Origin of the sequence: Runella aurantiaca (assembly GCF_003339505.1) — a bacterium.
In the GTDB taxonomy this organism is placed as follows: Bacteria; Bacteroidota; Bacteroidia; order Cytophagales; family Spirosomataceae; genus Runella; species Runella aurantiaca.
The window spans coordinates 396,317-399,641 of record NZ_QPIW01000003.1; the positions used below are offsets into that span (position 1 = coordinate 396,317).

Sequence of the window (3,325 nt, forward strand, 5' to 3'; positions counted from 1 at the left end):
ATGCTACTTTCCTTAGTCCAGTGTGGACGGTAGGGACTGCCAACGGCACGGTTGTGGCAACGCCCACATCGGTTCAGCCAATAACTACGACTACGTATGTGTTGGTAGCTCAAAATGCCGAAGGCTGTCAAGACACATCTCAAGTAGTGGTGACGGTGAATGCAAAACCGAATGCTGGCAGAGACACCACTTTGGCTTGCGTGGATGCCTTGAGCAACACTTTAGCGACGAGTTACACATTAGTTCCAATTCCACCCGGCGGTACGTGGTCACAAATTGGCACTACACCGACTACAGCCACTGTTACAGGTAACAACGTAACAGGGATGACCATGGCAGGGACATATCAATTTATTTACACGCTGAACGATTGTTCGGATACGGTATCGGTGACGGTATCACCCTGCCAAGGATGTGTTCAACCCAATGCTGGTCCTGACCAAAGTATCTGTTCACCCACAACGACGGCGACGTTGACGGCGATTACCTTGGGCGGCACATGGACTGCTCAATTGGGCAACCCTGCTCCGGCGACGATTACGAACTTGGGTGCGGTATCGGGCATGACGATTGATGGTACTTATCGGTTCATTTATTCTGTGACAAGTGGAGGCCAAACCTGTACTGACACGGTCTCCGTGATTCGTAATCCTAAACCCGAAGCGGGCCCAGATCAAAGTATCTGTTCACCGACAACAACGGCGACGTTAACGGCGATTACCTTGGGCGGCACGTGGAGTGCACAATCGGGCAATCCTGTTGCGGCAACAATCACGAATGCAGGTACAGTCACTGGCATGACAGCCAACGGCACGTACAATTTTATTTATATGATTAATGGGTGTACGGATACCGTCTCGGTGGTACGGACAGCCAAGCCCGATGCGGGAGCGGATCAAACTTTAACGTGCCCCCCCTCGGGTATTTCACCGACTACTGCTAACGTGACTGGGGCACCTTCAGGGGGAGTATGGTCCACTTTGGCCAGTAATCCTGCCGCTGCGACGGTCACAAATGCAGGGGCAGTAAGTGGAATGACAGTAGCAGGTACCTATCAATTTATTTATACGTTGAATGATTGCTCAGACACGGTTCAGATTCAGGTTCCTACTTGTATTGCCCCCGTGTTCGACTTAGCGTTGAGCAAGACGTTGGCCGTTGGCCAGAGCGCGAGCGTAGTTGCGGGCAGCACGGTGACGTTCACGATCACGGTGTTCAACCAAGGCAACGTAGATGCGACCAATATACAAGTAACGGATTATATTCCTGCGGGATTGACCTTGAACGATGCCAACTGGAGCGTGGTGGGAAGCACCGCGACTTTGAACACGGTGATTGCGAGTTTGGCGGCGGGCGCAAGCACGACGCGAGACATCACCTTCGTTGTCAGCACAGGCGTCACGGGCTCAATCACGAACTTAGCTGAAATCAGCTCGGCGACGGGCGGTGTGGATGTAGATTCAAGTCCCGATAGTAACCCCGCCAACGACGGCACACCAAAGAATGACGTCATCAACGAAAATGGCTTGACGGGCGGTGACGAGGACGACCACGACCCTGAGGTCATCACGGTCACGCCTGCCCCCGTGTTCGACTTAGCGTTGCGCAAGACGTTGGCCGTTGGCCAGAGCGCGAGCGTAGTTGCGGGCAGCACGGTGACGTTCACGATCACGGTGTTCAACCAAGGCAACGTAGATGCGACCAATATACAAGTAACGGATTATATTCCTGCGGGATTGACCTTGAACGATGCCAACTGGAGCGTGGTAGGAAGCACCGCGACTTTGAACACGGTGATTGCGAGTTTGGCGGCGGGCGCAAGCACGACGCGAGACATCACCTTCGTTGTCAGCACAGGCGTCACGGGCTCGCTTAGTAACTTAGCTGAAATCAGCTCGGCGACGGGTGGTGTGGATGTAGATTCAAGTCCCGATAGTAACCCCGCCGACGACGGCACGCCAAAGAATGACGTCATCAACGAAAGTGGTTTGACGGGTGGTGACGAGGACGACCACGACCCTGAGGTCATCACGGTCACCTCTGCGCAAGTAGACTTGTCATTGAAAAAGATGATTAGCACCAAGATTGTACAACTGGGAGACACGCTTACTTACACGATTAAAGTCTTCAACCAGTCAGGTACTTTGGCCACGGGGGTAGAAGTTAGTGATTCTCTGGCCACATCGGTACAATTTATCATGGGCAGTTTTACGACGACTCGTGGCACGGCCACGCTTAGCAATAATGTGATTGTCTGGACTATCGGCAGCATAGGGGCCAATGGAGATACGGTCACGCTGACGTATAAAGTGAAAGCGATTTCGGAGGGTGTACATTTCAATACGGCTGAGATCAGCAAGACCAACGAGCCTGATGTGGATAGTACGCCAGGCAATGGGGTAGGTAATGAGGACGATATAGACCGTCAATGTTTTACTGTACCGCTAAAATTGTGTGTAGGAGAGAAAATAGAAGTTAGTGTGCCCTCATACTTAGTGAATGTACAATGGTACAAAGATGGTGGTACTATTCCTGTTGTTTCGGGCAATGTAGTGTTATTCAGTGAGGCAGGTAGTTACACCTTTACAGCTTCCAATCAGCAGTGCCCAGCCACTGGATGTTGTCCGATTATCATCGAGCCAGGAGACAATTGCTGCCCAGTAGATTTGTGTATTCCGTTTACAATTAAACAAACCAAAAAGGCAGGAAAACCATTGTAAACCCTATTGAAGAGAAGAAATCTTTTTCTTTTCAGTAATCACATAGCTTGATTAAGTTTTACGAACTCCTCGTTCACCTTGTGGGCGAGGAGTTTTTGTGTTAGGGGTATAGATACATTTTTGGCATGAATTTTTCTTTCACGGGGACCTTTGCGCTCTTTGAATTATGCGTATCCTTTTTCCTACCGTTCATGGTTTATTTTGTCAAATAAGCATACTATGGCTCTTACTTGATAAATAAATATTTTAAGTGAGAGTACGCATAAAATTTTATTTCAGTCTTTCAATCCACCTTTTTTTTATTCATAAACTGTATTTGATATGACAGGTTAACATTCCTTTTTCTTAATCCATCTGGAGTGCAGTAGGAAGCACCGCGACTTTGAACACGGTGATTGCGAGTTTGGCGGCTGGCGCAAGCACGACGCGAGACATCACCTTCGTTGTCAGCACAGGCGTCACGGGCTCGCTTAGTAACTTAACGTGAACTTTTCAATATCTACGCAGCTATTGGCGGGCAGTACTGCCTCAATTCCAATGGAGATGCAATACTAACTTTGGGTTTTCTTTGGTAAAAAGAATAGGCACACATGGCCGCCAACGAA

General features: G+C 49.5%; 1 protein-coding gene. It reads left to right on the forward strand.

Annotated elements, in window-relative coordinates; all coding sequences use genetic code 11:
• A partial coding sequence (locus DVG78_RS30020; RefSeq protein WP_158549982.1) for a DUF11 domain-containing protein occupies positions 1 to 2,720 on the forward strand: 2,720 nt, incomplete at its 5' end.
• Between the last annotated feature and the right edge of the window lie 605 nt (positions 2,721 to 3,325).